We start from the raw sequence: 5,018 nt of genomic DNA on the forward strand, positions 1-5,018 counted from the left end.
CGCACCGTCCGTATCCAAGCCGGCAACCACGTCCTGACCGCCGCCGACCCCCTGCCCACCGACCTACGCGACGCCCTCAAGCGCATCCGCGGCCTCGAAGGTGCGCACTAAATTGAGCCAACTCAGGGGCGACCCGGCCGCGCACGGCTTTCAGCCGGCGAAGCGGCCGCGGGACGCGCCGTCAGACGCGTTCAAGTACGCGGAGCGACCCGACGACCCGCACCTCGCGGAAGGCGCCCGACTCCAGCGCGCGCAAATAGACCCGATAGGGCGCCTGCCCGCCGTCGGCCGGGTCGGGGTAGATGTCGTGGAAGACCAGCGCGCCGCCCCGCATGACGTGCGGCGCCCATCCCTCGTAGTCGGCGGTCACCGGCTCCTCCGAGTGACCGCCGTCGATGAACAGCACGGCCAGCGGAGTGGACCAGTGACGGGCGACCATGGCCGACGCGCCCACGACCGCGATCACCTCGTCCTCCAGGCCGGCGGCGGCGATCGTGTCGCGGAAGAACGGCAGCGAGTCCATCCGCCCGGTCCTCGGGTCCACCAGTTCGGGGTCGTGGTGCGGCCAGCCCGGCTGGATCTCCTCGGATCCCCGATGGTGGTCCACCGTGAAGACGACCGTGCCCGCCCGCCGCGCCCCGGCGCCCAGGTAGATCGCCGACTTGCCGCAGTACGTGCCGATCTCGCAGATCGGCCCGCGCGAGCCGTACGCGCAGGCGGTCTCGTACAGGGCCTCGCCCTCGGCGGGCGGCATGAACCCGCGCGCCTCTTCGGCGGCGCGGCGCAGGTCGTCGGGCATCGGGGTCACCATGCCGGGCACCCTACCCAACGAGCCGAACGATGTTCGGAACTGCCCCTTGTCCGCCCTGATGCAACGTGTTCTACTTTGCTTCGTGAACCAGCGCGCCCGCATCGCGATGAGCGAGGAAGAGATCGCGGGGCTCCTGCGAGACGCCCGCAAGCTCCAGCTCGGCACGATCAACCCCGACGGCACGCCTCACCTGGTCACGATGTTCTACGGACTCGACGACGGCCGCGTCACGTTCTGGACCTACGCCAAGTCGCAGAAGGCCCGCAACATCGAGCGCGACGCGCGGGTGAGCTGCCTGATCGAGACCGGGGACGAGTACGCGCAGCTGCGCGGCGTGCTCGTCTACGGCAAGGCGCGGCTGATCGACGACCCGGCGGCCGTCCTGGAGGTCGGCCTGGACGTCACCCGGCGGATGGCCGGCATGCCCGTCGACGGCCCCGAGGCGCGGGCATACGTCGAGCACACCGCGCGCAAGCGCGTGGCCTACCTGGTCGAGCCGGCCCGCGTCGTCTCCTGGGATCACCGCAAGCTCGGCGGCGATGGGTCTGGACGACCGCAGTAGGCGAAAGATCCAAAGGACAGGCCCTAACGTGAACTCCAGCGCGATGTGACGCACAGGAGGAGGACGCGCCATGAAGATCAAGGTCGACTACGACGTGTGTGAGGCCAACGCCGTCTGCATGGGCCTGGCGCCCGAGGTCTTCGAGGTCGACGACGAGGACAACCTCCACGTGCTGACGCCCGAGCCGCCCGCCGAACTGCTCGACCGGGTCCGCCACGCGGTCCGGTCCTGCCCCAAGGCCGCGCTGTCGCTCGAGGACGAGTGACGCGCGGCACCCAACCCTGAAAGACCAGGAGGTCCCCATGCGCGGCGCGCTTCTCCACGCGGTCGGCGACGAAAAGCTCGACATCAGAGACGACTTCACGCTGACGCCGGTGGGCCCGGGTGACGTCCGGGTGCGGGTGAAGGCCACCGGCGTCTGCCACTCCGACCTCTCGGTGCTCACCGGCGTGCTCCCCATGCCGCTCCCGATCATCCCCGGTCACGAGGGCGCCGGCGAGGTCGTCGAGGTGGGCGACGGCGTGACCGGCGTGCAGCCGGGCGATCACGTCATCATCAACTGGACGCCCGCCTGCGGCGACTGCCCGAGCTGTGTGGGCGGTCAGCCGAACCTCTGCATGACGTACATGATGAAGAGCTTCACCGAGCCGCGCTTCCTGTTCGACGGACAGACCCCCGCGTTCGGCATGGCCGGGTGCGGCACCTGGGCCGAGGAGATCATCGTGCCGTGGCAGGGGGCGATCAAGGTCGACCCCGACGTGCCGTACGAGGCGGCGGCGCTGATCGGCTGCGGCATCACGACGGGCGTCGGCGCCGTGCTCAACACCGCGAAGGTGCGCCCCGGCGCGACCGTCGCGGTCGTCGGCTGCGGCGGCGTCGGCCTGTCGGTGATCCAGGGCGCCCGCATCTCCGGCGCGACCACGATCCTCGCGATCGACCCGCTGGAGTCCAAGCACGCGCTCGCGAAGAAGGTCGGCGCCACCCACGCCTGCACCCCCGACCAGCTCATGGACGCCATCGGCACGTTGACCGGCGGCCAGGGCTTCGACCACGGCTTCGAGGTGGTCGGCAAGTCGGCCGCGATCATGACGGCCTGGCAGGCGACGAGGCGCGGCGGCGACGTCATCATCGTCGGCGCGGGCGCCATGGACGACCAGGTGCCGCTGACCGCCTTCAACCTGCTGTTCGAGGGCAAGAACATCCTCAGCTCGCTGTACGGCGACGCCGACGTCCGCAGGGACTTCCCGCGCTTCGTGAACCTCTACAAGGCGGGCAAGCTCGACCTGGACAGCATGATCAGCTCCCGCATCAGGATCGGCGACCTGAACGACGCCGTCGACGCCCTGCGCGGCGGCGAGGTGCTCCGGCAGATCGTGCTGTTCGACTGACACCGCCCCGCCGGAGATCTCCCCGGCGCGGGGGATATCTCCGGCGGGCCGGGGTAACCCGAGCGGCGACATGCAGACGTTCCTGCCGTACCCGGACTTCGCGGCCACGGCCCGCGTCCTCGACCCGCTCCGCCTCGGCAAGCAGCGGGTCGAGGCCCTGCAGGTCCTGCGCACGCTCACCGTTCCCGGGTACGGCTGGCGGCACCACCCCGTGGCGCACATGTGGGCCGGGTACGAGGAGGCGCTGGTCCGCTACGGCCTGGAGATCGTGACGGTCTGGTGCGACCTGGGCCGCGCCGACACCTGCGCCGGGACGATGACCAGGGAACTGCTCGACTTCCGGGGTATCGGAACGCCCCGCACCCAGGCGGCCCTCGCGGAGGCGGGCGAACTGCCGCCGTGGCTCGGCGATGCCGCCCTCCACCTCAGCCACCGGTCGGCCCTGCTGCGCAAGGATCCGCAGTTCTACGGCCCGAAGTTCCCCGGAGACCCCGACGACCTCCCCTACGTCTGGCCCGGCTCCGACCGCGTCAACGCCCTGCTCCCACCCCGCCGCACCGTGTAGATTGCATCTACGTAGATGTCATCTACATAAGGGGCATGGTGAGCGCGGTTCCTTTCATAGGCCGGCGGCGGGAGCTGGCCGCCCTGACCAAGCGCCTCGACCGGGTCCGCCGGACGGGTGCCGGCTCTGCCATGGCCATCAGGGGACGCCGCCAGGTCGGCAAGTCCCGGCTCGTGCAGGAGTTCTGCGACAAGGCCGAGGTGCCGTACCTCTTCTTCACCGCGACCAAGGGGATGTCGCCGGTCGAGGCGGTCGAGGCGTTCTGCGCCGAGCTCAAGGAGTCGTGCCTGCCCGCCGATCCCGAGCAGGTCGTCCGGATCACCAGCGGAAGCTGGCCGGAGGGCTTTCGCGTGCTGCACTCGACGATCCCGCCGACCCCCTCGATCGTCGTCATCGACGAGATGCCCTGGCTGGCGGAACAGGACGACCTGTTCGACGGCGCGCTGCAGACGGCTTGGGACCGGCTCCTGTCGGCCAAGCCCGTTCTCCTGCTCCTGCTGGGCAGCGACCTGCACATGATGGAGCGGCTGACCGCCTACGACCGGCCTTTCTACGGGCGCGCAGACACCATGACGCTCGACCCGCTCGATCCCGCGGAGACCGCCGGGGCACTGGGCCTGGCCGGAGGTGACGCTATCGACGCGTACCTCGCCAGCGGAGGGCTGCCCGGGATCCTGCGCGCCTGGCCGCACGGCACTCCCCCGCTGGAGTTCATCCGGCAGGAGTGCGAGGATCCGGCGTCCGCCCTGTTCGGCGTGCCCGAATCCGTCCTGCTCGCGGAGTTCCCCTCGCCCGACCAGGCCCGCCGGGTGCTGGAAGCGGTCGGCAGTGGCCACAGAACGCACGCCGCCATCGCCGCGACGGCGGGCGGGCGCGAGGGACCGCTGCAGTCCGGTTCGCTCTCCCCTCTCCTGCGCAGGCTCACCGACGAGAAGCGCGTCCTGGCGATGGACGAGCCGTTGTCCGTCCAGCCCGGAAAACCGGCGCTGTACCGCATCCGCGATCACAGCCTGCGGATGTACCTGGGCGTCCTGCGCGCCGCAGCGGAACACTCGCATCGGGGAAGGCCCGATCTCGCCTTCGGGCTCGTACGGCGACGTTGGGCCAGCCTGCGGGGGCGGGCCGTCGAACCGATCGTCAGACAGGCGCTGGGCATGGCCGCCGCGGCGGGGGAACTGCCCTGGCCGGACGCGGAGGCCATCGGCGGATGGTGGAACCGCCGGTTCTCGCCCGAGGTGGACCTGGTCGGCGCGGACCGGGCACCGGTGGCACGGCGGGTGCTGTTCGCGGGCTCGATCAAGTGGCTCGGCACGCCGTTCGACGGCCACGACCTGGCCGCGCTGCGCCGCGACGCCGTACAGGTGCCGGGCTTCGACCCGGAGGCGGGCGGCCTCGCGGTTGTGTCGCTGTCCGGGGTCCATCCCTCAGTGGAGGGCGTCGGCCTGGCGTGGGGCGCCCACGACGTGGTTGCGGCGTGGGGGTGAGGGCAGGCCGGAGGGCCGGGCGCACCTGACGGAGCACCCGGCCCCGGACCTCGCGAGAGCTTGGGAGAGAGGGGTCAGCTCTCGGAGGAGAAGGCGGCGTCGAAGGCGGCGGCCGGTGGGGTGATGGCGTTGAGCGAGCGGATGTAGGCGAGGGATTCCGGCGCGCCGTGCAGCCGGTCCATGCCCGCGTCCTCCCACTCGATGGAGA

The 5,018-nt window shown here is 71.1% G+C and carries 6 protein-coding genes and 1 pseudogene; 5 read left to right on the forward strand and 2 right to left on the reverse strand.

The window, feature by feature from the left end:
* Positions 1 to 181 precede the first annotated feature (181 nt).
* Positions 182 to 811, reverse strand: a complete 630-nt coding sequence (locus FLW16_RS42610; RefSeq protein ID WP_142566674.1) for a class I SAM-dependent methyltransferase — start codon at positions 809 to 811, stop codon at positions 182 to 184.
* Positions 812 to 893: 82 nt separating this feature from the next.
* On the opposite strand from FLW16_RS42610, the gene FLW16_RS42615 reads away from it, so the two are divergent.
* The 5 genes from FLW16_RS42615 to FLW16_RS42635 all read left to right on the forward strand — a co-directional run bounded on the left by FLW16_RS42615 (position 894) and on the right by FLW16_RS42635 (position 4,810).
* Positions 894 to 1,373, forward strand: a complete 480-nt coding sequence (locus FLW16_RS42615) for a pyridoxamine 5'-phosphate oxidase family protein (protein ID WP_142566675.1) — start codon at positions 894 to 896, stop codon at positions 1,371 to 1,373.
* Positions 1,374 to 1,443: 70 nt separating this feature from the next.
* Positions 1,444 to 1,638: a ferredoxin gene (locus tag FLW16_RS42620; protein ID WP_142566676.1), complete on the forward strand. Its 195-nt coding sequence runs from the start codon at positions 1,444 to 1,446 to the stop codon at positions 1,636 to 1,638.
* A gap of 37 nt (positions 1,639 to 1,675) precedes the next feature.
* Positions 1,676 to 2,761 (forward strand): Zn-dependent alcohol dehydrogenase, encoded by a 1,086-nt coding sequence (locus tag FLW16_RS42625; protein WP_142566677.1) that lies wholly within the window; start codon positions 1,676 to 1,678, stop codon positions 2,759 to 2,761.
* Positions 2,762 to 2,831: 70 nt separating this feature from the next.
* The gene (locus FLW16_RS42630; RefSeq protein WP_142566678.1) at positions 2,832 to 3,326 is read left to right on the forward strand and encodes an MSMEG_6728 family protein; all 495 of its coding nucleotides are present in this window, start codon (positions 2,832 to 2,834) and stop codon (positions 3,324 to 3,326) included.
* Between the two features lie 35 nt (positions 3,327 to 3,361).
* On the forward strand, positions 3,362 to 4,810 hold the full coding sequence (locus FLW16_RS42635) for an ATP-binding protein (protein ID WP_142566679.1): 1,449 nt from the start codon (positions 3,362 to 3,364) through the stop codon (positions 4,808 to 4,810).
* A gap of 74 nt (positions 4,811 to 4,884) precedes the next feature.
* Here FLW16_RS42635 and FLW16_RS45835 read toward each other — a convergent pair.
* Positions 4,885 to 5,018: pseudogene (locus tag FLW16_RS45835) on the reverse strand (sugar phosphate isomerase/epimerase); the annotation flags it as partial.

Origin of the sequence: Microbispora sp. KK1-11, assembly GCF_006874435.1 — a bacterium.
GTDB classification, from domain to species: domain Bacteria; phylum Actinomycetota; class Actinomycetes; order Streptosporangiales; family Streptosporangiaceae; genus Microbispora; species Microbispora catharanthi.